Origin of the sequence: Actinomadura madurae (assembly GCF_900115095.1) — a bacterium.
GTDB lineage: Bacteria > Actinomycetota > Actinomycetes > Streptosporangiales > Streptosporangiaceae > Spirillospora > Spirillospora madurae.
Window position 1 is genome coordinate 22,674 of the sequence record NZ_FOVH01000027.1, and the last position, 22,510, is coordinate 45,183.

General features: G+C 73.8%; 20 protein-coding genes. 11 read left to right on the forward strand and 9 right to left on the reverse strand.

Features of this window, described 5'->3' with window-relative positions; all coding sequences use genetic code 11:
• The first annotated feature begins 93 nt into the window (after positions 1 to 93).
• The 3 genes from BM339_RS43890 (at position 94) to thpR (ending at position 3,029) form a co-directional block, all read left to right on the forward strand.
• Positions 94 to 561 carry a MarR family transcriptional regulator gene (locus tag BM339_RS43890; RefSeq protein WP_024935641.1) on the forward strand — a complete coding sequence of 156 codons (468 nt, stop codon included), beginning with the start codon at positions 94 to 96 and terminating at the stop codon, positions 559 to 561.
• A gap of 521 nt (positions 562 to 1,082) precedes the next feature.
• Positions 1,083 to 2,339 carry an MFS transporter gene (locus BM339_RS43895; protein WP_075024683.1) on the forward strand — a complete coding sequence of 419 codons (1,257 nt, stop codon included), beginning with the start codon at positions 1,083 to 1,085 and terminating at the stop codon, positions 2,337 to 2,339.
• Between the two features lie 66 nt (positions 2,340 to 2,405).
• A complete protein-coding gene (gene thpR / locus BM339_RS43900) occupies positions 2,406 to 3,029 on the forward strand; it encodes an RNA 2',3'-cyclic phosphodiesterase (RefSeq protein WP_021599323.1) in 624 nt (207 codons plus the stop codon).
• On the opposite strand, the gene BM339_RS43905 is transcribed toward thpR, so the two are convergent.
• The 3 genes from BM339_RS43905 to BM339_RS50440 all read right to left on the reverse strand — a co-directional run bounded on the left by BM339_RS43905 (position 2,966) and on the right by BM339_RS50440 (position 6,430).
• Positions 2,966 to 5,062, reverse strand: coding sequence for a hypothetical protein (locus BM339_RS43905; RefSeq protein ID WP_075024684.1), 2,097 nt, complete (start codon positions 5,060 to 5,062; stop codon positions 2,966 to 2,968). The genes thpR and BM339_RS43905 overlap by 64 nt on opposite strands.
• A gap of 128 nt (positions 5,063 to 5,190) precedes the next feature.
• The gene (locus BM339_RS43910; protein WP_083598525.1) at positions 5,191 to 6,225 is read right to left on the reverse strand and encodes a hypothetical protein; all 1,035 of its coding nucleotides are present in this window, start codon (positions 6,223 to 6,225) and stop codon (positions 5,191 to 5,193) included.
• 52 nt (positions 6,226 to 6,277) lie between these two features.
• Positions 6,278 to 6,430 carry a hypothetical protein gene (locus BM339_RS50440; protein WP_021596945.1) on the reverse strand — a complete coding sequence of 51 codons (153 nt, stop codon included), beginning with the start codon at positions 6,428 to 6,430 and terminating at the stop codon, positions 6,278 to 6,280.
• Between the two features lie 16 nt (positions 6,431 to 6,446).
• Between BM339_RS50440 and BM339_RS43915 the strand changes: the two genes are divergently transcribed.
• Positions 6,447 to 7,394: a class II glutamine amidotransferase gene (locus tag BM339_RS43915; RefSeq protein ID WP_021596944.1), complete on the forward strand. Its 948-nt coding sequence runs from the start codon at positions 6,447 to 6,449 to the stop codon at positions 7,392 to 7,394.
• A 172-nt stretch (positions 7,395 to 7,566) separates the two neighbouring features.
• On the opposite strand, the gene serC is transcribed toward BM339_RS43915, so the two are convergent.
• Positions 7,567 to 8,703: a phosphoserine transaminase gene (gene serC, locus BM339_RS43920; protein WP_075024685.1), complete on the reverse strand. Its 1,137-nt coding sequence runs from the start codon at positions 8,701 to 8,703 to the stop codon at positions 7,567 to 7,569.
• 43 nt (positions 8,704 to 8,746) lie between these two features.
• On the reverse strand, positions 8,747 to 9,103 hold the full coding sequence (locus BM339_RS43925) for a hypothetical protein (RefSeq protein ID WP_021596942.1): 357 nt from the start codon (positions 9,101 to 9,103) through the stop codon (positions 8,747 to 8,749).
• A 161-nt stretch (positions 9,104 to 9,264) separates the two neighbouring features.
• On the opposite strand from BM339_RS43925, the gene BM339_RS43930 reads away from it, so the two are divergent.
• Positions 9,265 to 12,153, forward strand: a complete 2,889-nt coding sequence (locus tag BM339_RS43930; RefSeq protein WP_075024686.1) for a type 1 periplasmic-binding domain-containing protein — start codon at positions 9,265 to 9,267, stop codon at positions 12,151 to 12,153.
• 86 nt (positions 12,154 to 12,239) lie between these two features.
• Here BM339_RS43930 and BM339_RS43935 read toward each other — a convergent pair whose 3' ends face one another.
• Positions 12,240 to 13,343: a citrate synthase 2 gene (locus BM339_RS43935; RefSeq protein ID WP_021596940.1), complete on the reverse strand. Its 1,104-nt coding sequence runs from the start codon at positions 13,341 to 13,343 to the stop codon at positions 12,240 to 12,242.
• 126 nt (positions 13,344 to 13,469) lie between these two features.
• On the opposite strand from BM339_RS43935, the gene pdxH reads away from it, so the two are divergent.
• Both pdxH and BM339_RS43945 read left to right on the forward strand, forming a co-directional pair.
• Complete coding sequence (gene pdxH / locus BM339_RS43940; RefSeq protein WP_021596939.1) at positions 13,470 to 14,180, forward strand: pyridoxamine 5'-phosphate oxidase; 711 nt, start codon at positions 13,470 to 13,472, stop codon at positions 14,178 to 14,180.
• Positions 14,177 to 15,586: an MFS transporter gene (locus BM339_RS43945; RefSeq protein ID WP_021596938.1), complete on the forward strand. Its 1,410-nt coding sequence runs from the start codon at positions 14,177 to 14,179 to the stop codon at positions 15,584 to 15,586. Before pdxH ends, BM339_RS43945 begins: the two co-directional genes overlap by 4 nt.
• Positions 15,587 to 15,609: 23 nt before the next feature.
• Here the strand turns inward: BM339_RS43945 and BM339_RS43950 are convergent, their stop codons facing one another.
• The gene (locus BM339_RS43950; protein ID WP_075024688.1) at positions 15,610 to 16,314 is read right to left on the reverse strand and encodes a UdgX family uracil-DNA binding protein; all 705 of its coding nucleotides are present in this window, start codon (positions 16,312 to 16,314) and stop codon (positions 15,610 to 15,612) included.
• 99 nt (positions 16,315 to 16,413) lie between these two features.
• Between BM339_RS43950 and BM339_RS43955 the strand changes: the two genes are divergently transcribed.
• From BM339_RS43955 to BM339_RS43965, 3 genes are all read left to right on the forward strand, one after another.
• Entirely contained in the window at positions 16,414 to 17,115 is a 702-nt protein-coding gene (locus BM339_RS43955) for an iron-dependent transcriptional repressor DtxR (RefSeq protein ID WP_024935638.1), read from the forward strand.
• 186 nt (positions 17,116 to 17,301) lie between these two features.
• Positions 17,302 to 19,629, forward strand: coding sequence for an ATP-binding SpoIIE family protein phosphatase (locus BM339_RS43960; protein ID WP_024935637.1), 2,328 nt, complete (start codon positions 17,302 to 17,304; stop codon positions 19,627 to 19,629).
• Positions 19,629 to 20,624 (forward strand): zinc-dependent alcohol dehydrogenase family protein, encoded by a 996-nt coding sequence (locus BM339_RS43965; protein WP_075024689.1) that lies wholly within the window; start codon positions 19,629 to 19,631, stop codon positions 20,622 to 20,624. The genes BM339_RS43960 and BM339_RS43965 overlap by 1 nt, the downstream gene beginning before the upstream one ends.
• A 10-nt stretch (positions 20,625 to 20,634) precedes the next feature.
• On the opposite strand, the gene BM339_RS43970 is transcribed toward BM339_RS43965, so the two are convergent.
• The gene (locus BM339_RS43970; RefSeq protein ID WP_024935636.1) at positions 20,635 to 21,516 is read right to left on the reverse strand and encodes a class I SAM-dependent methyltransferase; all 882 of its coding nucleotides are present in this window, start codon (positions 21,514 to 21,516) and stop codon (positions 20,635 to 20,637) included.
• A gap of 226 nt (positions 21,517 to 21,742) precedes the next feature.
• The gene (locus BM339_RS50445) at positions 21,743 to 21,904 is read right to left on the reverse strand and encodes a hypothetical protein (protein WP_177287920.1); all 162 of its coding nucleotides are present in this window, start codon (positions 21,902 to 21,904) and stop codon (positions 21,743 to 21,745) included.
• 105 nt (positions 21,905 to 22,009) lie between these two features.
• On the opposite strand from BM339_RS50445, the gene BM339_RS43975 reads away from it, so the two are divergent.
• Positions 22,010 to 22,411: a hypothetical protein gene (locus tag BM339_RS43975; RefSeq protein ID WP_033332308.1), complete on the forward strand. Its 402-nt coding sequence runs from the start codon at positions 22,010 to 22,012 to the stop codon at positions 22,409 to 22,411.
• Positions 22,412 to 22,510: the final 99 nt, after the last annotated feature.

Here is a 22,510-nt window from a genome sequence, read left to right on the forward strand (position 1 = left end):
CTTTCTTTGCACTAGCCGATAGGCTAATGAGGTTAGCGACAGTGTCAAGTGGCGGCGTGGCAGCATGGGCGGCAGTACGGGAGAGCAATGACGATGACAACGCCACCGATCCGGGGCCGCACGGCGTCCGCGCCGGGCCTGGCCGAGGAGCTGCGCATCTCGATCGCGCGGCTGTCGCGCCGGCTGCGCACGCTGCGCCCCTCCGCGGCGGGCGGCGGCCCGAGCCCGCTGTCGCTCACGCAGTTCGCCGCGCTCGCCGCCATCGAGCGGCACGGGTCGATGACGCCCCGCGAGCTGGCCGACCACGAGAAGGTGCAGCCGCCCTCGATGACCCGGGTGATCGCCCACCTGGAGGAGCGCGGGCTCGTCGCGCGCAGCCCGCATCCCACCGACGGCCGCCAGGTCGTCCTCAGCGCCACCGAGGAGGGCGCCGCCCTGCTGGCGGACGAGCGGCGCCGCAAGGAGGCGTGGCTCGCCAAGCGGCTCGGGGAGCTGACCGACGCCGAGCGGGAGATCCTGCGCCGCGCCGCGCCGATCATCGACAAGCTCAGCCGTTCCTGACCGCACGGCCTCAAAGGCGTGGCCCGCGGGTGTGATCGTGCAGACATCCCCTTGCCGGAATGCCGGTTCCGCCCTTACCGTTAGCATTGGTAATGACTTCTGCTAACGAAGGCCCCGGCGAACCCGAGGGGACCGCGACGCGCGGCCCCCGCGGCCGGCTCCCCGTACACCCCGCCCGCGCCGCCGCCCGGACACCCCTCGCCCTCCCACGCAGGCGTCCCGCCCCAGCCCCCACTCGCACCCGCCCCGGCGGAACGTTCCAACCCACCACCCCCGAGCCCGCAGTGCTCGAGGCTGTCGCGCACAAGGCGACCACCGCGAAACCCCCAAAGGACACGGCCTCAGAAGACCCGGCCCCAGCGGACACGGCCCCAGCGGACACGGCCCCAGCGGACACGGCCGTAGCGGACACGGCCGTGGAAGACCCGGCGCAGGAAGGCGCGGTCGTAGGCGACGCGGCTAAGGTCGCCAAAGACGTGCCCCTGGACGATGCGGGGGAGCAGCCGGAGCCGCGGCTTGGGATGTTTCGGTCGTTGCGGAATCACAACTTCCGGCTTTACGCCGCGGGGCAGGTCGTCTCGAACACCGGGACGTGGATGCAGCGGGTGGCGCAGGACTGGCTCGTCCTGGAGCTCGCCCATGGCAGCGGCACGGCGCTAGGCATCACTACCGGGCTTCAGTTCCTGCCGATGCTGCTGTTCGGGCTGTGGGGCGGTGTGATCGCCGACCGGTACCCCAAGCGGCGGGTGCTGATGATGACGCAGGTGTCGATGGGCGTGCTCGCGCTCATCCTCGGCGTGCTGGTCGTGACCGGCGCGGCGCAGGTGTGGCACGTGTACCTGCTGGCGTTCGGGCTGGGCGTCGCGACCGTCGTCGACAACCCGTCCCGCCAGGCGTTCGTGGTCGAGATGGTCGGCCGGCGCGACCTGCCGAACGCGATCGCGCTGAACAGCGCCACGTTCAACGGCGCCCGGCTGCTCGGCCCCGCCGTCGCCGGCGTGCTCATCGCCCTCATCGGCACCGGGCCGGTCTTCCTGGTCAACGCGGCGTCGTTCGGCGCCGTCCTGTTCGGCCTGTACGCGATGCGGACGGAGGACCTGCACCACGCGGAGCCGGTCAAGCGGGCCAAGGGGCAGCTCCGCGAGGGGCTCCGGTACGTGCGCGGGCGCCGCGACCTGATGCTCGTCCTGATCCTGGTCGGGTTCCTCGCGACGTTCGGCATGAACTTCACCACCACGGTCGCGCTGGTCGCGAAGGAGGTCTTCCACACCGACGCGTCCGCGTTCGGGCTCGCGTCCAGCATGCTCGCCGTCGGGGCGCTGAGCGGCGCCCTGCTGGCGGCCCGCCGGGTCGCCCGGCCCCGGCTGCGGCTGCTCGTGGCGATGGGCCTGGCGTTCGGCACGCTGGAGGTCCTCACCGGGCTGATGCCGACGTACTGGTCGTTCCTGGCGCTGCTCGTCCCCACCGGCATCGCGATGATGACGATCACGACCGCGGCGAACGCGACCGTCCAGCTCGGCGTCGCGCCCGAGATGCGGGGCCGGGTGATGGCCCTGTACATGCTGGTCTTCCTCGGGACGAACCCGGTCGGCGCCCCCGCGATCGGCTGGCTCGCCGAGCACTACGGGGCGCGGACGGGCCTGGTCCTCGGCGGGCTGGTCTCGGTCCTCGCCGCGCTCGCGGTCGGGGCGCTGGCCCTGCGGCGGGCGCCCGGGGAGGACGGCGACGCGCGCCCCGTCCTGGCCCGGCTCCGCCGCCCGCGGGCCGCCGAGGGGTGACCCTGTTCGCGTGACAAGGGCGACCACCTGCTGAAAAGCTTGCGGCGTGGCCCTCCGGACGCTCTCATGAGGCTTTTCGTGGCGCTCGTGCCGCCACCGGACGTTCTGGACGAGCTCGAAGAGGCCGTCCGGCCGCACACGGACGCGGTCCCCGGGCTGCGCTGGATCCGCCGCGACCTGATGCACGTCACGCTGACGTTCCTCGGCGAGGTGGACGACCGCACTCTGGAGCGGCTGCTGCCCAGGCTGGAGCGGGCGGTCGGCCGGCACGAGCGGATGGCGCTGTCGCTGGCGGGCGCGGGCGCCTTCCCCGGCAGCGGCGCGCACGCCCGCGTCCTGTGGACGGGCCTGTACGGCGACCGCCGCCGCCTGGCGCGGCTCGCCGCGTCCACGACGGCGGCGGGGCGCCGCGTCGGGACGCTCCCGGACAAGCACGCGGGGTTCCGCCCGCACATGACGCTGGCGCGGACACGGCGGCCGGTGGACGTCCGGAGCCTCGTCGAGGCGCTGTCCTCGTTCGCCGGCGCGTCGTGGACGGCCGAGTCCGTCCACCTGATGCGCAGCCGCCTGCCGGGCAAGGACTACAGCCAGGTGACGTACGAGCCGCTGAAGACGTGGTCGCTGCGTCACAGCTCCGGCGGCGGGGGCGCGGGCCGGTCCGCGTCCGGCGGCCCCCAGGGGACGCCGTAGCGCTCGCAGGCGCGGCGCAGGGCGTCCAGGTCGGGCGGGAACGTGATCTGCCTCAGCACCCGGCCGGACGGCCCCCACACCACCAGGCGCGGCATCCGCTCGCCCGCCTCGTCGATGCCGACGCCGCCGATGCGGTCGCGGGTCAGGTCCCACTCGACCCTGCCGCGCCGGGTGACCACGGCGACCCCGGCGGACGACACGCGCAGCTGGGACCGGTTGCGGTCGTACAGCCAGTAGCCGAAGAGCCCGATCACCAACCCCGCCGGCACCGACCAGCTCGCCGTGGCGTTGAAGCCGCCGAGGTCGGGGCCGAGCCAGACCGCGCCCAGCAGCGCCACCGCCTCGCACAGCAGGACGCTCATCCCGTACGTGCCGACGCGGGAGCGGCGGGTCGCGTCCAGGAGCGCGCCCGGCGCCGTGACCGGGCTGGGCGGCGCCGAGGCGGGGAACGTGAGGTCGTGCCCCTCGGCGAGGTCCGGCTGTGCCGCCGGGCCCGCGGCCTGCGCGGGCACGGCCGCCGCTGCGGGCTCCGGATCGGCGGCGAGCGTGGACACGGCCGAGTGGAACGCCGCGCTCAGGTACGCGTCGTACTCGGCGTCGTTGACGGGCAGCCCGGCGCGGCGGGCCGAGTCGCGCAGGTCGGTGCGGGAGATCCGCAGCGCCGACAGGGGCGCGGCGAAGAACTCCTCGCCGTCGGAGTCGTAGAGCCGCACCCACGCGTGCCCGGCGATGGTGAGCAGCTCGATGCCGCCGATGCGGTCCTGCGGCATCTTCAGCACGACGTCGCCGGCGGCGTCCGCCCAGCCGAGCCCGTCGTCGGCGACGACGAGCCGGCCGCCGGGCACCTGCGCGAAGATCTCCGGCAGCCCCTCCAGCCCGTAGTCGGGACGGCGCGGCGCCCGCGCCCCCGGCGTGATGACCCGGTAGCCGTGGTCGTCGAGGGCGTGCGCGAGCTGGAAGCCGTCCAGGCCGTGCGCGGGCAGCCGGGCGACGAGCTCCAGCCGGTGCCCGAACGCGAGTGCGGCGAGGTCGGCGCGGCGCGGCTCGCCGCTCACCGGGTCCAGGCGCAGGCCGGGCCCGACGACGACCGCCGCGACGTCCCCGGCCGGCAGGTTCTGGATCTCGCGGCGGCGGCCGGGACGGGCCCGCACCAGCAGCCGCTCCGCGGTGATCGTCCAGCGGACCTGCGCGGCGCGCAGCAGCCGCCGGCGCGCCGCGAGCACGCCGCCGATCGCGGCCAGCGCCCAGCAGCCCGCGGCGAGCCGGGCGCCGAACTCGCCGGTCCCGTCCACCGCGATCCGGATGATCATGACGCCGCCGAGCAGCGCGGTCAGGGCGCCGAGGGCCACGATCCGGCGGCGGCTCGGGAGCGGCTCGGGCGTGTCCAGGCGCTGCTCGTCGCGCGGCTCGCGGGGCGCAGGCGTGGCGGCAGGGGGCTCGTGCGCCGCCGCCAGCAGCGCCGCCTCCTGGTCCAGCAGGCGCTTCTCCGCCGCGTGGTCGCGCGGCAGCGGCCCGCCGCCCGGGACGTCGTCCTGCAGCCCGGACGCGCGCAGCGCCTCGTCCAGCGCCGGGTCGAGCAGGTCGCTCGCCTCGCCGTCCAGGACGTGCATGGGGATGCCGAGCCGGCGGGCCGTCACGAACACCGCGAGCGGCTCCAGGCCCATCGCCGTCATCCCGCCGACCGCGGTGCGCCCGAACCGGTGGAACACCGTCAGCACGCCGTCGCCGGTGGTGATCGCGAGGCCGTCGATCCGGGACCGCTCGTAGGAGACCATGGTCAGCCCGCCGGGGCCGACGCGTTCGAGACCGGCCGCCGACAGCCGCCAGTAGGGCCGCGGACGGCGGCGGCGCGCGTCCGGGACAGCGCCCAGCAGCCACGGGATCGCGGCCACGGCGCCGATCAGCGCGGCCCACAGCCAGACCGGCCGGATCGGCAGCAGCGCCAGCGCCACCGCGAGGACGGTGAACGGGCCCGCGGCCACAGGGCGCCACCGGCCGCCGGGACCGGCGAGGCCCACCAGCTCATGCTCCACAGTCCGCATCCTCACACGGGTCCCCGCGGGACCGTCGCCCCCTTCCGCGATCCGCTCGCCCGACGGAACCGACTTCCATCGTGCCGGTCAGGTCGGGCGCTCCACTCCCGGCACAACGCTTCCGGGGGTCACTTCCGTTTCCGCTTCAGCCCGTATCCGACGGCCGCCGCGATGCCGAGCGCCAGGAACAGCCCGATCCGGGTGTTGGACGCGTCCCGGCGGCCGTCCTCGGTGTTCCCCGGCGTACCCGCGTTGCCGGGCGAGGCGGACGGCGACGGCAGCGCCCTCTTCGGCAGCGGCACCCGGTAGACCGGCTGGTTCTTGCCCTCCGACCCGACCAGCAGGGATTCGCCGTCGGCCGCGTAGGTCACCGACTCGCCCTGCGCCTGCGTCGGCAGGTTGATCGACTCCAGCGTCTTGCCGGGCCTGCCGCCGGCTCCGACCGAGTACACGCGGGCGCCGAAGTAGGTGCGGATCACGCAGGTCCGCCCGTCGGGGGAGAACGCGCCGTCGGTCGCGATGGCGGGGGCGTCCCCGACCTTCCGCAGCACGTTGACGCCGCCCGTGCGCAGGCGCGCGGGCGCCTCGTAGACCCTGCCGCCGAACAGCTTGCTGACGATGTAGAGCCGGTTCGTCCGCGGATTGATCATGATCGTCTCGGCGTTGCGCGGCCCGTCCTCGTACTTCATCCGGAACCGGGTCGCGCGCAGGGTCTGGCTGCGCAGCCGGGACGGCTCCGGGATCCGGTACACGGTCACGTAGGGCCACGCGCCGCCGAGGTTGTCGCCGATGTCGGCCACGTAGAGGGCCGGACGGCCCCGGCCGTCCTTGCCGATCGCGATGCCCTCCCAGTCGCGGGCGCCCGCGCCGGCGAGGGTGAGGACCGCCCTGACGCCGCCGTCCGGGCCGAGCGCGTAGACCGTCGGGACGCCGCCGGAGTCGTTGTGGGTGTAGACCACCCCGGAATGGCGCGCGCTGGCCGCGAGCCCGCTGGACTCGGTGATCCGCGGGTCCTTGATCGTGAACGCGACCTCGTCGTCGCGGGCCGCGCTCCCCGGGGCCGCGGACGCGGCGGGGGAGAACGCGCACACGGCGGCGCCGGCGACCATGACCGCGACGGCGGCGCGGGATCGGGAACGGGCGGTGGGACGGCGTGCTCGCATGACCTGATCATCCCCGTTCCCCGCCCCGCCGATCATGTGATCCCCGCGCCGGTCAGCTCAGCAGCGCACCGACGACCACGGCCAGGACGAGCGCGGTCAGCACGGTGGGGAGCAGCCATTGGGGCGCGCGGTTCACGACCATGAGCTTATTCGGCCGCGTGCCCGGCGCGAACCGTCCGCCCGTCTTCTGCATCTCATCCTGCATGTGTGGATTGTTCGGGGTGGTGCGCTCGCCCTTCGCCGACGACCCGGGCCGGGCGTCGGACGTGTTCGTCACGCTGGGCGCGCTCGCGGAGGAGCGCGGGACCGACTCGGCCGGCCTGGCGCTGCTCGGCGGGCGTCCGGGGCTCGGCGGGACGGTGCTCGGCGGGCCGGCCGCCGGTGTCGGGGGCTGCCGGGTGGTGAAGGGCCGCGGGCGCTTCTCGGGGATCTGGCGGCCGGAGTTCCTCGCCGAGCTCGACCGGGCGCCCGTCGCGCTCGGCCACACGCGCTGGGCGACGCAGGGCTCCCCCGTCGAGGCGGACAACGCCAGCCCGATGGTCGTCCCCGGCACCGCCGCGGCGTGCCTCGACCGGTCCGCCCGGACGCCGGCCGGCGTCGTCGCCACGCACAACGGCGACATCGACGCCGCCGGCCTGCGCTCGCGGTACGCGCTGCCGCCCGCGGCCGGGACGACCGACAGCGAGCCGCTCTTCCAGCTGCTGGCGGGCTGCCGGACGCCGTCCGACGTCACCCGCGTCCTCGAAGCCGTGGTCGGACGGGTCGCGCTGGCGTGGGTCGACCGCGACCGTCCCACCGAGGTGCACCTTGCCCGCGGCGCGCTCAGCCCGCTGGCCGTGGCCGTGGACACCGACCAGAACATCTACTGGGCGTCGAACCCGGCCTGGTTCCGGGACGTCGAGCGGCACACGCGGGTCCGGTTCGCCACCGTCGTCATGCTGCGCGAGGGCACCTACCTGAAGGTCGGCATGGAACGCCGTCCCGGCCGCCGCGACCTGCCCGAGGTGCTCATGACCGCCGCCTTCGTCCCGACCGCCCGGGACACCGACATGGACCCGCGCGTGTGGACGGGCTTCGCCGACGCCGACGCCGAGCGCGACCGCGCCGGGCTGCTCCACCGGGTCATCGAGCGCGAGGGCGGGACCGGCGGCCTCCTGACCGTGGCTTGAGCGCAGCGAACCGGGGGGTGTGGGGGGTCGTCCCCCCTCGGGCAGGCAGGGCTTGAGCGCAGCGAACCGGGGGGTGTGGGGGTCGTCCCCCCCTCGGGCAGGCAGGGCTTGAGCGAGGGGGAGACTTCCCTCGGGGGTGCGGCGTGGCGCCCCCGAGGGTTTCCGCTCGCCGCTAGAGGCGCTCGACGATGTAGTCGACGCAGGCGGTCAGCGCCTCGACGTCGTCGGGGTCGATCGCCGGGAACATGCCGATGCGCAGCTGGTTGCGGCCGAGCTTGCGGTACGGCTCGGTGTCGACGATCCCGTTGGCGCGCAGCGTCTTGGCGACGACCGCGGCGTCCACGTCGTCGTGGAAGTCGACCGTGCCGACGACCTGCGAGCGCTGCGCCGGGTCGACCACGAACGGCGTCGTGTACGCCGTCTTCTCGGCCCAGGTGTAGAGCCGCTGCGACGAGTCGGCGGTGCGGGACGTCGTCCACTCCAGGCCGCCCTGGCCGTTCATCCACTCGATCTGCTCGGCGAGGAGCAGCAACGTGGCGACGGCCGGGGTGTTGTAGGTCTGGTCCTTGGCGGAGTTGTCCACGACGGTCTTGAGGTTGAAGAACTCGGGGACGTACCGGTCGGACATCGCGATCTCGTCGATGCGCTCCAGCGCCGCCGGGGACGCGAGCGCCACCCAGAGGCCGCCGTCCGCCGCGAAGCTCTTCTGCGGCGCGAAGTAGTAGACGTCGGTCTCCGACACGTCGACGGGCAGGCCGCCCGCACCGGAGGTGGCGTCCACCAGGACGAGCCCCTCCCGCGCCGTCGTCCCGGCGGGGCGCCTGATCGGCATGGCGACGCCGGTCGAGGTCTCGTTGTGGGTGAGCGCGTAGGCGTCGACGTCCTCCTCGGCGGACGCCTCCGGGTGCGTGCCGGGCGGGCCGGAGATGACGGTCGGGTTCCCCAGCCAGGGCGCCCCCGTGGTGACCTTGGCGAACTTGCTGGAGAACTCGCCGAACGTCAGGTGCTGCGAACGCTGCCGGACGAGCCCGAACGCCGCCGCGTCCCAGAACGCCGTGGTGCCGCCGTTGCTGAGCAGGACCTCGTACCCCTCGGGCAGCGAGAAGAGCTGCGCCAGCCCCTCGCGGACGCGTCCCACGAGCGACTTGACCGGCTTCTGCCGGTGGGAGGTGCCCATGTAGGCCGACCCGGACTCGGCCAGTGCCGCGAGCTGCTCGGGCCGGACCTTGGACGGACCGCACCCGAAACGGCCGTCGGCGGGCTTGAGATCGGCGGGAATGTCAATGGCTGGATTCGCACTGTCGGTCACTCACCCGAGGGTATCTGACCTGCGAGGAAGATCGCGGTGCGGGTCACATGCCGAGACGGCGGCGGCGCCAGGCCCAGCTGAGCAGGGCGATGAGGGCCACCGCGCAGACGGCGGCGACGGTGGCGGGCGGGTAGAGCCAGTCGTCGCCCTTGGAGTGGGCCTCGATGGCGGTGTTCGCCGAGTCGTAGGTCAGGAACGCGAGGAGGAGGGCGGCGGCCACCGCGGCGACGCGCCCCGACACCGCGTTGGTACGGCGGCGCCGGGCCTCGCGTTCCGCCTCGTAGCGGCGGAGCTCCTCGGCCGTGTCCGCCTTTCGTGTGTCCGCCTTCCGCGCGTCCGCCGCCGCGCCGGGCGCGGGGCCGATGTCGCCGTCGAGCGGCTCGTCGGGGGCTTCACTCATGGCGCCAATGATGGCAAAGTGGCCGGGTTTCGTGTCCGGACGTGTGATCAGCAAGAACTTTCGATCCTTTTGGCGTTGGACCGCGTCCAACCCCAGAGGGGCGTCGGGGGCGAGATTCGAGGAGCGGCTGGGGGCCGAGGGCGAGAGCGAGGCGTTGGCGCATGGCGGGCGAGGGCGACAGGGTCCTGAGCGAGGACCGGCTGCGCGGGGTGCTCGACCTGTTCGAACGGCTGCGGGAGCGGCCGCCGTGGCGGTGGCGGGAGCGGCTGCGGCCCCTCCTGCTGCTGCTCGGGCCGGGCCGCGCCGCGTCCCACGCCGCCGAGATGCTCAAGTCCCGATGCGAGGACGAGCGGGCGCCGGTGTCGCACATCGCCGCGGAGACGCCCGCCACCGACGTCGCGGGCGTCCTGCGGGAGGCCAAGCGGGAGCTGTCGCAGCCGAGCAGCCGGGCCCGGGGCGAGCCGGCGCTGCGGTTCACGCTGCTGGAGATGGCGCTGTGGCTGCGCGACCTGCGCGAGATCCGGCTCGCGGGGGACCGGCCGCCGCCGCGCGGGGTGTCCTCGGCCGAGCGGGAGAACCATCTGCTGGTGCGGAGGCTGACGCAGCCGCCGGTCGGCGACAACGAGAACGCCCGGCGGCGGGAGCTGAACCGCGTGATCCGGCGGCGCGGGCGGGACGTCCTGCGCGACCTGGAGGAGGTGCGCGGCAGGCCCGCCACGTTCCTGTCGTTCCTGGAGCAGATCGCGCCGATCGGGGTCGCCGCCGTCGCGCTGATCAGCGCCGGGACGGCGGCGGCGCTCGACCTGGCGTCCGCCGTGCTCGCCGCGGTCATCGGGCTGGCGTTCGTGACCGTGCAGATCGTCGCCCGGACGCGCGGCTGGTTCGGGGTGCGCCGGTTCGGCTGGTTCCTCCGGCAGCCCTACGTGGACCGCGACTCCACCGGCTTCCTCGGGTTCGCGCTCGGGGTGTTCGACCCGCGCCCGGTCGAGCCGGACGACCACGGCGAGCAGCTCGACCTGCTGCTCGTGGCCGCGTTCCTGGAGGACCTGCGCCGCTGCTACCGGCGCGACTACCGGCGGGCGGCGTGGGCGCGCGTCCGCTATCCGGTGCTGATCTTCGAGCACCTGTCGGCCGGGCATCCCGGGGTGACGTTCGTGGAGCTGGTCGAGCGGGTCCGCGCCGACAGCCAGGCGAGCGACGGGCTGGCCGGCTTCGACCCGCTCGTCGTGGTCGCCGGCGTCGACCCGACCGCCCCCGCCGACGACGACCCGTCCGCCCCGTCCGGGCCGCGGCTGGTCGACCGGCTCGCGCAGGCCGTGCGGGTGGACATGTCGTCGGGCGAGCCGCAGAGCGTCATCGCCGCGCGCGGCCTGTGGGACCGCTACACGCGGGAGCAGCGGCGCGTCGGCGCCCTCGGCTCGCGCCGGGAGCTGCGCGTCGACATCACCCGCGACCCGGGCGGCGACCTGCCGCCCGTCCGGCCGGTGCGGCGCCGCCCGCGGATCGCCCATCCGGCGCTGCCGTGGATCGCGATGGTCGCGGTCGCCGCCGCGTCCATCACGGTGATCTCCGTCCAGGCGGTGCGGTACTGCTCGCCGTTCGGCATCCGGCGGATGGCGAACGGCGAGTGCGTCGGCCTCACCGACGGGTCGTACCGCTTCGGCCCGGACTCCGGCGGCGAGAACAACGACAACCGGCTGAACAAGGTCCTGGACGCGATCGAGTCGCAGAACGACCACGTCAAGGAGTCCGGCAAGCCGCACGCGACGGTCGTCTACCTGGGCCCGGTGACGGCCGACCCGTCCATCAAGAACAAGCGGATCGACCTGCTCGCCGGGGTGCAGGGCGAGCTGATCGGGCTGGCGATCGCGCAGCAGCGGTTCAACGACGCCGCCGAGGGCGACGACCTGCGGCTGCGGGTGCTGATCGCCAACGCGGGCGCCAGGTTCCGCTACGCCGTGCACGTCGCCCAGCAGATCCGCGACCTCGCGCTGAAGGACCGCTCCATCGTCGCGGTCATCGGGTTCGAGCAGAGCCGGCGGCAGACGCAGGACGCGATCAGGCTGCTGGCCAAGTCGGCGCTGCCGCTGGTCGGGACCGCCAACAGCTACGACGGGACGGCCCTGCTCGACGGCGACGCCGGCTTCTCGCCCTACTACTTCCGGCTCGCGTCCCCGAACGCGCGGACGGCCGAGCACGCCGCGTACTGGGCGCGGCACGGCGCCGTCGGCGGGACGAAGGCGGACGACGCGGTGGTCATCTACGACGGCGACCCCGACGACATCTACAGCGCGAACCTGGCGGACGACTTCCGGAAGTCGTTCCGGCCCGGCAAGGCGCTCATGCGGCCGTACAAGAACCCGGGCGAGCTGAACAAGGCGGTCCGGGAGGCGTGCCGGAACCAGCCCGACCTGTTCTACTACGCGGGCAGGTCGGACGAGTTCCGCTCGTTCATCAACGTCCTGGAGCTGTCCTGCCCGAAGCGCCCGCTGGTCCTAGCGGACGACGAGATCGCCAAGTACGTCAGCGACAACGCCGAGGACATCGGCCGCAAGGGCACCTTCGACCTGTACTTCACGCCGCTGGCCGCGCGGGAGGCGTGGACGCGGCGCTGGATCGGCGACCAGCCGCCGCAGACGTTCTACTCCGACTACGACCCGGCCGTCCGGAAGATGACCGACCACGACGACGCGACCGGGCGGCGGCCGTCCATCACCCGCGCCGCCGTCAGCTACGACGCGGCGACCCTCGTCGCGACCGTGGCGGGCAGGGTGTACTGGCAGGAGGAGGCGCTGCCGTCGGCGGGCTCGGTGTTCGCCGCGCTGAACGACCCGGACCACGACGTCCTGCCCAACGGGGCGAGCGGCGTCCTGCGGTTCGGCTCGCGCGCCACCGGCCACCAGGTCATCGACCGCCCGGTGATCCTCGCGACGATCAAGCGGGACGGCACGACCGAGGTCCGGCAGGTGTGCGGCCGCCTCATCGCGGGCGAGCAGGGGAAGGCCGACTGCCCGCCCGGGGACGGGCGGAGCGGCGCGCCGTCCCAGTGACCCCGGGCACGGCGGAGCGGCCCCGGGCACGGCAAAGGCCCCCGGTCCGGCCGGGGGCCTCAGGCGCGTCCTGCGGGGGTGGGGGGTCAGCGCTTGAGGATCTCCGCTGCGCCGCGCACGTCGGTGAGCGAGCGGCTCCCGGGGCCCGTGTAGCGGGCGCTCGGCCGGACGAGGCGCCCGGTGCGCTTCTGCTCCAGGATGTGCGCCGCCCAGCCCGCGGTGCGGCCGCAGGTGAACATCGCGGGCATCATCGCGGTCGGGACCTCGGCGAAGTCCAGGATCACCGCGGCCCAGAACTCCACGTTCGTCTCGATCGGGCGGTCCGGGCGGCGCTCGCGCAGCTCGGCGAGGGCCGCGTCCTCCAGGGCCTTGGCGGCCTCGAAGCGCGGCGCGTCCAGCTCCTTGGCGGTGCGGCGCAGCACCCGGGCGCGCGGGTCCTCGGCGCGGTAGACGCGGTGCCCGAAGCCCATCAGCCGATCGCCGGAGTCGAGGATGTTCGTGACGACCTTGCGGGCGTCGCCGAGCTGCTCGACCTTCTCGATCATCGGCAGGACGCGGGCGGGCGCGCCGCCGTGCAGCGGGCCGGACATGGCGCCGATCGCGCCGGAGATGCTGGCCGCCACGTCGGCGCCGGTGGAGGCGATGACGCGGGCGGTGAAGGTGGAGGCGTTCATGCCGTGCTCGGCGGCGGAGACCCAGTACGCGTCGATGGCCCGCACGTGCTTGGGGTCGGGCTCACCGCGCCAGCGGACCATGAACCGCTCGGTGATCGTCTTCGCCTCGTCGATCCGGTCCTGGGAGACCATCGGCACGCCGACGCCCCGCGCGGACTGCGCGACGAACGACAGGGCCGTGACCGACACCCGCGCGAGGTCGGCGCGGGCCTGCTCGTCGGAGATGTCGAGCAGCGGCCGCATCCCGTACGCGGTGGCGAGGGTGGGGAGGGAGCTCTGCACGTCGACCCGCACGTCGCCGGAGGTGACCGGGAGCAGGTGCGGGTCGGCGGGGGCCAGTCCCGGGTCGAAGCTGTCGTCCACCAGGAGCCCCCAGGCGTCGCCGAAGGAGACGCGGCCGACGAGTTCCTCGATGTCGACGCCCCGGTAACGGAGGGCGCCGCCCTCCTTGTCCGGTTCGGCGATCTCCGTCTCGAAGGCGACGACCCCCTCGAGACCGGGTTTGAAGTCGGACATGTCGTCCTGCCTTTCGTCCCCAAGAGTGATAAGGCGGTGCCGTGCCATTGAACCTTGTCCGCCTTACCGACCAGTACCCAGGGGTCATGTGAGTTGCACAAGAACCAGGTGAGAGGCTCAGACGCTGTGAGTTCCCCAACGCCCGACCCTGCACGGCTCCGCAGATCCTACGAGGGGGGCGAACTGTCGGAGCCGGCGCTCCCCGCCGATCCGCTCGCGCTGTTCGCGGCGTGGTTCGCCGACGTGCACGCCTCCGGGCTGGTCGAGCCGAACGCGATGATCCTCGCGACCGCGTCCGGCGACGGCGTCCCGAGCGCCCGGACCGTCCTGCTCAAGGGGTACGGGCCGCAGGGGTTCCGGTTCTTCACGAATCTGACGTCCCACAAGGGCCGCGATCTCGCCGAGAACCCGCGCGCGGCGCTGGTTTTCCCGTGGCATCCCATGTACCGGCAGGTGCGCGTCGCCGGACCGGTGTTCGAGCTGTCGCGGGACGAGGTGGCCGCCTACTTCCGGACGCGCCCGTACGGGTCGCGGCTCGGCGCGTGGGCCAGCGAGAACCAGTCCGGCGTCATCTCCGGACGGGACGAGCTGGAGCGCCGCTACGCCGAGGCCGCCCGGCGGTGGCCGGACCCGGCGGAGGGACGGGCCCCGGGAGCACCGGACGACGACGGGGCGGACGCCGTCCCGCTGCCGGACTTCTGGGGCGGCTACCGCGTCGTCCCGGAGTCGGTCGAGTTCTGGCAGGGCCGCCGCGACCGGCTCCACGACCGCATCCGCTACCGCAGGGCGACCCCATCGGATCCGGGAGAATGGACGGTCGAGAGACTGTCTCCGTGACGGAACAGCAGCCAACCCCCGGCGACGGTCCTGACAGCGGCACGTCAGCGGCGTCCGGTACGTCCGGCAACTCCGGCAAATCCGGAAAGTCTGAGACCACCGACCCCGCCCCCGGACCGGAGGAGCCCGCGAGACCCGGCGGGACGGCGCGCCGGGGACGCCTGCGCGGCCTGGCGATCGACACCCGGCCGCTCGCGCTTCCCGCCTTCCGCCGGCTGTGGCTCGGGCAGGGCGTGTCGTTCATCGGCTTCCAGGTCACCGCGGTGGCCGTCCCGGTCCAGGTGTACGACATGACCCGGTCGTCGTTCTGGGTCGGCGTGCTCGGGTTCGTCAACCTCGTCCCGCTGATCGTGTTCGGGCTGTGGGGCGGCGCGGTCGCCGACCACGTCGACCGGCGCAGGCTGCTGTTCGTCGCGTCCTGCGTGATGTGGGTCGCGACGCTGCTCCTCCTCGTCCAGGCGCTGCTCGGCATCGAGAACCTCGCCCTGATCATGGCGGTGGTGGCGATCCAGGCGATCGGGTTCGCGGTGTCCTCGCCGACCCGCAGCGCGATCATCCCCCGGCTGTTCGACGCGCGGCTCGTCCCCGCCGCCAACACCCTGAACTTCACGATCCTGCAAGGCGGCGGGCTGGCCGGGCCGCTGTTCGCGGGCGTCATCCTCGCGCGCTGGAGCTACGGCGCGGCCTACGCGCTGGACGCCGTGCTGTTCACCGTCGCGCTGTACGCGGCGCTGCGGCTCCCCGCCATCCCGCCGCTCGCCGACACCGGCCGCGCCCCGGGCCTGCGGTCGGTGTTCGACGGGCTCCGGTTCCTGTCCACGCAGCCGGTGCTGATGATGTCGTTCGTCGTGGACATCATCGCGATGGCGATCGCGATGCCGCGGGCCCTGTTCCCCGAGGTCGCCGAGACCCGCTTCGGCGGCGAGGGGGCGGTCGGGTACCTGTTCGCCGCGATCGCGATCGGCGCCTTCCTCGGCGGGCTGTCGTCCGGCTGGATCGGACGGGTGCACCGGCAGGGGATCGCCCTCGTCGTGTCCATCGCGATCTGGGGCCTGGCCGTGGCCGCCGCCGGGCTGTCCCACCAGCTGTGGCTGGTGGTGGTCCTGCTCGCCGTCGGCGGCGCGGCCGACCTGGTCTCGTCGGTTTTTCGCCAGACGATGCTCCAGACGTACGCGCCGGACGAGATGCGGGGCCGGCTGCAGGGCGTCTTCACCGTCGTCGTCGCGGGCGGTCCGCGGCTCGGGGACGTCCGGGCGGGCGCGACCGCCAGCCTCGCCGGGGCCACCGCGTCGTGGGTGGGCGGCGGCCTGGCCTGTGCCGTGCTGGTGGTCGTCGCCGGCTTCGCCGTCCCCGCCCTGCTCCGCTACGACACCCGCACCGCCCAGACCGTGTCGGTGAAGGGCTGATCTGTCGATGAAGGGCTGAGGCGTCAGTGCAGGGCTGAGGCGGCGACCTTCAGGTCGTCCAGCAGGCCCTGGTACATCGCCTCGCGGTCGTCGGCGCGCAGGACGGCGGACGGGTGGACCGTCGCGAGCAGCCGCGCGCCGCCCGTGCCCGCGGGCGCGTCCTCGATCTCCCGAGCGGCGGCCGGGGTGCCGAGCGTCTCCAGATCGGGCATCGGGAACAGGCGCCCGCGCTGCTTCGTCACCCGGAACGAGGACCCGAGCAGCGCCTTGCCGGCCGTGGCGCCCAGGACGACGACCACGTCCGGGTCGAGAAGCCGCAGTTCCGCCAGGAGCCAGGGGCGGCACGCCCGCATCTCGCCCGCGTTCGGCGGTTCGTGGATGCGCCGCTTGCCGCCTTCATGCCTCTTGAACTTGAAGTGCTTCACGGCGTTGGTGATGTAGACGTCGCCGCGCTCGATCCCGGCCTCTTCCAGTACCTGGTCGAGGACGCGTCCGGCGGGGCCGACGAACGGGTGGCCCTTGCGGTCCTCCTGGTCGCCCGGCTGTTCTCCGACGAGCACGACCCGGCCTCCGGGGGAGCCCTCACCGAAGACCGTCTGCGTGGCGTTCCGGTAGAGGCCGCACCCCTGGCACCCGGCCGCAGCCTCGCGCAGCGCGTCCAGATCGGACCGCTCCTCGGGCGTCTCTGGCAGGAACGCTTCCGCGTCCTGGGAAGGTTTCGCGTTCATCTTGCGTTTCCCACTACCCGGCTTCACGGGGATATTCGCGGGACCCGGCGACGTGGGGTCCGAGCAAGTAGACTTCCGACCATAAGACTGGAGGGAGCTGTGACCTCACACGGCCTTATCGATACCACGGAGATGTACCTCCGGACGGTTTTCGAGCTCGAAGAGGAGGGGATCATTCCCCTTCGCGCGCGCATCGCGGAGCGGCTCTCCCAGAGCGGCCCGACGGTGAGCCAGACGGTCGCGCGGATGGAACGCGACGGGCTCCTGCGGGTCGAGGGCGATCGGCATCTGGAGCTGACCGAGGAAGGTCGCGGCCTCGCCACGCGGGTCATGCGCAAGCACAGGCTCGCCGAATGCCTGCTGGTCAACGTCATCGGACTGCCCTGGGAGGACGTCCACATCGAGGCGTGCCGGTGGGAGCACGTGATGTCGGAGGACGTCGAGCGCCGCCTCGTCGCGCTGCTGGACAACCCGACCACCTGCCCGCACGGCAACCCGATCCCCGGCCTGGACGAGCTCGGCGGGCACGGCGACGACACCGAGACCGCGCCGCTGTCGGTGATGACCGCGGTGGCGAGCCCGGCGGGCGCCGGCGCGGTGATCAGGCGGATCAGCGAGCAGGTGCAGAGCGACAGCGACCTGATGCTTAGACTCAAGCAGATAGGGATACAACCGGGACGAGAGGTGATTCTCCGGGCGACCGATGACGGGGTACGGGTGATCAGTGACGACGAGGACGACAGTCCAGCGACCGAGCTGCAGCGCGACATCGCCGAGCACGTCTTCGTCAGCAGGCGCTGACACGGTCGGCGTGCGAGCATCCGTCCCGACGGTCTATACCGAAGATCTCCATAACACCGCGCGTTCCGGGCGTATCCCGGCGGCCTGTTCGTCGTTCAATACGACGAGGCGGATACGCAAGAGGTCGATGCCGCGACGCCCGGTGATCATCGGGGCGGGGATGGCGAGTGTTACCGGGATGGGGAGATGAACGAGTGGGGGGAAGCGCCTGACGAGGCGTATCTGCCGCCCGAGACCGTCCTCAGCCAGATGGAGATGGCGGTCATCGTCTGCGACCGCTTCAGCAACGTCATCTACGGCAACGCCTTCGCGCGCCAGCTGTTCGGGTTCGGCGGCGACGAGATCATCGGCCACTCCGTCCTCTCGCTCGGCATCGCCGAGGAGGACCACGAGCAGGCGACCGAGCTGGCCAGGCACGTCCTGAAGGGCGGCGTCTGGGAGGGGACGTTCTGCAACCTGCGCGCCGACGGCACCACCGTCTACACCCGCGCGCACGCCGTCCCGCTGCGGCACCCGTCCGGCGCCGTCGACGGCGTCGTGATCTTCGCGCGCGAGGCGCTGCGCTCCAACCAGCGCGAGCAGGACCGCTACGGCCTGATGGAGCGGATCGGGGAGCGGCTCGCCGGGTCCCTGGAGCTGGAGAGCACCCTGCGCCGGGTCGCCGACACCCTCGTCCCGCAGTTCGCCGACCACTGCTTCATCGACCTGTACAGCAGCGACCGGCTCCACCGCCGCGTGTCCCGGCACGCGGGCGACTGGACGCCGCCGCCCGGCACGTGGGCGGAGGTCGGCGAGCCCGTCTCCTACCCGGCCGGCCACCCGAGCGCCAAGGCGATGGACCGCCGCGACGCCGTCCTCGTCGAGGACATGATCCAGCACCGCTACACCGCGCCGGCCGAGCCGTCCCAGCGGTTCGGCGACGAGATGGGCATCACCTCGCTGATCTCCGCGCCGCTGCTGGTGCGCGGCGAGCTGCTCGGCGTGATGAGCCTGGCGCTGTCGAACCTGTCCAAGCGGCCCGACCCGCACTACGACGGCTTCGACCGCGACCTGATCGGCGCCATCGCCAGCCGGGTGGCGCTCGCCGTCGACAACGCGCTGCTGTTCGAGGAGGAGCGCGACACCGCGCTCGCCTTCCAGAAGCACCTGCTGCCCGGCGACCGGCCGCCCCCGCTGGACGGCCTGCAGATCGCGTGGCGGTACGAGCCGGCCCGCCCGCTGGAGTCGCACGGGCACGGCATCCAGACCCAGGTCGGCGGCGACTGGTACGACGTCATCCCGCTGTCGGCGGGCCGCGTCGGCCTCGTCATCGGCGACGTCGAGGGCCGCGGGGCCCGCGCCGCCGCCGTGATGGGCCAGCTCCGCGCCGCGCTGCGCGCCTTCGCGCAGGACGACAAGCCGCCCGCCGACATCCTGCGCAAGCTGGACGAGTGGGTCCGGACGATGACGCGGCCCGAGCGGATGCGGTCCGGCTGGAACAGCGACGACCTCGTCCGCCCGCCGCTGGTGTCCTGCACGTACTTCGTGTACGACGCGTGGTCGCGGGTCCTGGAGTTCGCCAACGCCGGGCACGACCCGCCCCTGCTGATCGTGGACGGCGAGGTCGGCGAGCTGCCGTTCGAGAGCGAGGGCGGCATGCTCGGCCTGCGCGCGCCCGGCATGGGCGGCGAGATCCTCTTCAACGAGGAGACGACCGAGCTCAAGCCCGGTTCGACGCTCGTCCTCTACACCGACGGCCTCATCGACCGGCGGCCCCGCGACGACGGCGAGCACTACACCCGCGAGGAGTCGCGGGAGATGGTCCGCGCGGCCGTCGCCAAGGTCGCCCGCGGCGGCGTCGAGGCGATCGCCAACGCCGCCTACGACGCGGTGCCGGGCGACATCGACGACGACGTCGCCATCGTGGTGATCCGCACCGCCGGCGAGGAACTGGCCGTCGAGGAGCGCACCTTCACCGCCGAGCCGATCATGGTGTCGGAGGCGCGCCGGATGGCCGCCGACGCGTTCGCCGGCTGGGGGATGCTCGACGAGCAGGCCGAGCTGGCGTGCCTGCTGGTGTCGGAGGTCGTCACCAACGTCGTCCTGCACGCCACCGCGACGCCCACGCCGCGCCGCGAGATGGCCGTCCCGGTCCCGGCGGGCCCGCCGGGGCGCGGCGGCGAGCCGCTCGGCGCGCCGCCGCCCGTGCAGTTCAACACCGACTTCGGCGCGCTGGACGGCGACCCGTTCGAGGGCGGCGCGTTCGACGAGGACGACTGGAACCTCGGCGCCGAGCTCGGCCGCCGCGAGCCGCCCACCAAGGAGTTCCGGCTCCGGCTGCGGCGCGGCAACGACGCGATCTGGGTCGAGGTGTTCGACTCCGACATGCGGCTGCCCCGGATCCGCAGCGCCGGCGAGACCGACGAGGGCGGGCGCGGCCTGTACCTCGTCGACCAGCTCGCCACCCGCTGGGGCGCCCGGCCGACGGCGGACGGCAAGGCCGTCTGGTTCGAGCTGCCGCTGACGCCGCCCTGATGCGCGCGTGGGCGGTCCGCGAGCCGGCACCGATCGCGGAGAGGCCGCTGCGGCGGGCCGACCGCGAGGTGCCGTCCCCCGGCCCCGGTGAGCTGCTGGTGCGGGTGCTCGCGTGCGGCGTCTGCCGGACGGACCTGCACGTCGCCGAGGGCGACCTGCCCGTCCACCTGCCGGGGGTGACGCCCGGCCACGAGATCGTCGGCGAGGTCGTGGCCGCCGGCCCCGGCTGCCTGCACGGCACCGGCGACCGCGTCGGGGTGGCGTGGCTGCGCGGGACGTGCGGCGCCTGCCGGTTCTGCCGCCGCGGCGCCGAGAACCTCTGCCCGGCGTCGGTGTACACCGGCTGGGACGCGCACGGCGGCTACGCCGAGTACGCGGTCGCCGTCGACGCCTACACCTACGCGCTGCCCGCCGAGCTGGACGACGTCCGCGCCGCGCCGCTGCTGTGCGCGGGGATCATCGGGTACCGGGCGCTGCGGCGCGCGGCGCTGCCGCCGGGCGGGCGGCTCGGCATCTGGGGGTTCGGCGGCTCCGCGCACCTGGCCGCGCAGATCGCCGTCGCCGAGGGCGCCGACGTGCACGTCTTCACCCGCAGCCCGGCCGCCCGCGAGCTGGCCCGCGACCTCGGCGCCTCATGGGCGGGCGACTCGTTCGACGCCGGCCCGGCGCCGCTCGACTCGGCGATCGTCTTCGCGCCGGCGGGGGAGCTGGTCGCGGCGGCGCTGGAACGCCTCGACCGCGGCGGGACGTGCGCGATCGCCGGAATCCATCTGAGCGACGTCCCGTCCTTGGACTACCAGCGGTATCTGTTCCAGGAGCGGCAGGTCCGCTCGGTGACGGCGAACACGCGGGCGGACGGCGAGGAGTTCCTGAAGCTCGCGGCGCGCCTGGACGTCGCCGTCACGACGCACGCCTACGGGCTGGACGAGGCGGACCGGGCCTTGGCCGACCTGGCGGCGGACCGGTTCACCGGCGCGGCCGTGCTCGTCCCGTAGATCGTCTCGTCTAGGGGATCGGCTCGGCGGCCACGTGCGCCCAGGACTGGGTGAACCAGAGCTCGCCGCCGATGATGCGGGGCTTGGAGCCGGTGCGGGGGCCGCCGTCCACCTCGCTGAGGAGGGCGGTGCGGATCCGCTCGGCCGCCGCCTCGCCGGTCCCGGCGAGCCACGGCTCCACGGGGCGCTCCACGGTGAACACGTCCAGGCGCCGGATGCTCCCGCCCGCCGAGGTGATCATCTCGGTGAGCCGGGCGATGGACGGGGTGCCGGGGTGGCCGGGGTCGCGGAGCCGCTCGATCCGGTCGCGCTCGGGCCCGGCGAGGTTGCCGCGGACGAGGTCGGCGATGACGACCCGGCCGCCGGGCCGGCACACCCGCAGCAGCTCGCGCAGGACGTGGTCGGGGTCGCCCAGGTTGTAGAGCGAGAAACGGGCCGTCACCAGGGAGAACGAGTTGTCCCGGTAGGGCAGCGCGGCGGCGTCCGCCTTGATCGTGGTGCGCTGGTCGGGGCCGCCGCGGCGCGGTCTGCGCTCCTCGCGCGTCGCGGACGCGGGCAACAGGTCGCCGTCGGCCCGGGTGCCGCCCGCGGTGCGGCCGCGCCCCTCGCGGGTGCGGGCGTCGCCGGTGATGCGGACCGGGCCCGTCCCGAACTCGACCGTCCCCATCCGGCCGCCGTCGCGGTGCCGGTCGGCCGCGGACGGCGCCGGCATCGCGTCCACCGCGGTCATGTGCCGGACCTGGGGGCCGAGCGCGGCCGGCATCGGGCCGCCGCCGCGGGCCACGTCCAGGCAGACGTCGTCGCGGTCGGGCTCGACGAACTCCAGCAGGCGCCTGAGGTGCGGGGCGATCGTGCCACCGGTCTCCTGGACGGTGGTCGCCGGATGCGGCACGGGTGCTCTCCCTCGGCTCGGGCCGGCTTCGCCGGACGGGGTACCGTTCGCGTCCGCCGCGGGGGATGCGCGCCGGGGGACTCACCGGGGCGGGTGAGACGCATCGGCCCGGGGAGGGCGTCGAACGAGCGTGAAGCCGGTTTCGCCTGTTATGACTCACGGCCGGCCCGGGAGGTTCGTGATCGGCCGGAAAATTTCACCGGCCGGTCACCCCGGTTCGCTCCGCTCAGCCCTGGAGGTACTGCCCGTACAGGGCCAGCACGACGAGCACGAACACGATGATCACCGCGGCCCGGGTGGGCATCGGCAGCCGGAGCCGCACCGCGGCCCACCGCACGCAGAACGCGGCGAGGAGTGACACGACGATGAGGGCGAGGATGCCTTCCATGGCCACCTTCATTCCGGGGGAGTGCCGCCTCCTCTGACGATAGACGTGTAAGGAACGGGTTACCTGCCGGTTGAGGGATGAGTGGGGGCCGCTAATCTCACAGGTGTGGCAGATGCGAAGGAAGAAGACGGCCGGGACAAGGTCGACGAAATGATGACCGCCCTGGCGCGCGGACGGGTCGCCCTCGGGGTCGCGGCGTTCGCCGCGCCGAGGCTGACCGTGAAGGTGGCGGGGCTGAGCGGCGGCGCCGACCCGGGCCGCGACTACATGGTCCGGATGTTCGGCGCCCGGGAGATCGCCGTGGGCGCCGGCTACCTGCTCAGCGGCGAGGACTCCGGGCGGCGGATGTGGGCGCGGCTCGGTCTCGCCGTCGACTCGCTCGACCTCGTGAGCGGGCTGAAGACCCGCAAGGGCCTCCCCATCTGGGTCACCGCGGGAACCGTCGCGGTGGCGGGCGGAGCGGCCGCCGTGGGGGCCGCGAAGGTCGTCCGCGACCTGCTGCACTGACCCGCCGCCCCTGCCGCCCCCCGCGCCGCCGGCCGGGGTGATCCGGTCTCCCCGCTGGGTAGACCTGCCCCCAGCACACCCGGCATGCGGGCGGCAGGG

Bases quoted from the DNA above. Each gene is read 5' to 3' on its own strand.
- BM339_RS43890 (WP_024935641.1), top strand. From the start codon at position 94: ATGACAACGCCACCGATCCGGGGCCGCACGGCGTCCGCGCCGGGCCTG.
- BM339_RS43895 (WP_075024683.1), top strand. From the start codon at position 1,083: ATGTTTCGGTCGTTGCGGAATCACAACTTCCGGCTTTACGCCGCGGGG.
- thpR (WP_021599323.1), top strand. From the start codon at position 2,406: ATGAGGCTTTTCGTGGCGCTCGTGCCGCCACCGGACGTTCTGGACGAG.
- BM339_RS43910 (WP_083598525.1), bottom strand. From the start codon at position 6,225: ATGCGAGCACGCCGTCCCACCGCCCGTTCCCGATCCCGCGCCGCCGTC.
- BM339_RS50440 (WP_021596945.1), bottom strand. From the start codon at position 6,430: ATGCAGGATGAGATGCAGAAGACGGGCGGACGGTTCGCGCCGGGCACG.
- BM339_RS43925 (WP_021596942.1), bottom strand. From the start codon at position 9,103: ATGAGTGAAGCCCCCGACGAGCCGCTCGACGGCGACATCGGCCCCGCG.
- BM339_RS43930 (WP_075024686.1), top strand. From the start codon at position 9,265: ATGGCGGGCGAGGGCGACAGGGTCCTGAGCGAGGACCGGCTGCGCGGG.
- BM339_RS43935 (WP_021596940.1), bottom strand. From the start codon at position 13,343: ATGTCCGACTTCAAACCCGGTCTCGAGGGGGTCGTCGCCTTCGAGACG.
- BM339_RS43950 (WP_075024688.1), bottom strand. From the start codon at position 16,314: ATGAACGCGAAACCTTCCCAGGACGCGGAAGCGTTCCTGCCAGAGACG.
- BM339_RS43960 (WP_024935637.1), top strand. From the start codon at position 17,302: ATGAACGAGTGGGGGGAAGCGCCTGACGAGGCGTATCTGCCGCCCGAG.
- BM339_RS43965 (WP_075024689.1), top strand. From the start codon at position 19,629: ATGCGCGCGTGGGCGGTCCGCGAGCCGGCACCGATCGCGGAGAGGCCG.
- BM339_RS50445 (WP_177287920.1), bottom strand. From the start codon at position 21,904: ATGGAAGGCATCCTCGCCCTCATCGTCGTGTCACTCCTCGCCGCGTTC.